Source organism: Streptomyces racemochromogenes, from assembly GCF_044129415.1.
Lineage (GTDB): Bacteria > Actinomycetota > Actinomycetes > Streptomycetales > Streptomycetaceae > Streptomyces > Streptomyces racemochromogenes_A.
In genome coordinates, this window is record NZ_JBBDHD010000343.1 from 1 (window position 1) to 399 (window position 399).

1 protein-coding gene is annotated in these 399 nt (G+C 73.9%); it reads left to right on the forward strand.

Annotated features, from left to right (window positions below; genetic code table 11):
- The coding region (locus tag WDV06_RS37185; RefSeq protein ID WP_395514207.1) for an AMP-binding protein at window positions 1-399 on the forward strand (399 nt) is incomplete at both ends.

Here is a 399-nt window from a genome sequence, read left to right on the forward strand (position 1 = left end):
CCTGCCGGCCGGGATGACCCTGGTCGTGGCCGGTGAGGCCTGCCCGCCGGCCATGGTCGCCAAGTGGTCCCGCGGCCTCCGGATGATCAACGCGTACGGTCCGACCGAGACCACGGTGTGCGCCACGATGAGCGGCCCGCTCTCCGGAGCCGTCACCCCGCCCATCGGCACCCCCCTCACCAACTTCCGGGTCTACGTCCTGGACTCCTCCCTGCGGCCGGCCCCCGTCGGCGTGTCCGGCGAGCTCTACGTCGCGGGCGCCGGACTCGCGCGGGGCTACCTGGGCCGCGAGGAGCTGACCGCGGGTCGTTTCGTCGCGGATCCCTTCGGGACGCCGGGCGGGCGCATGTACCGCACGGGTGACGTGGTGCGGTGGCGGGCCGACGGTCAGCTGGAGTT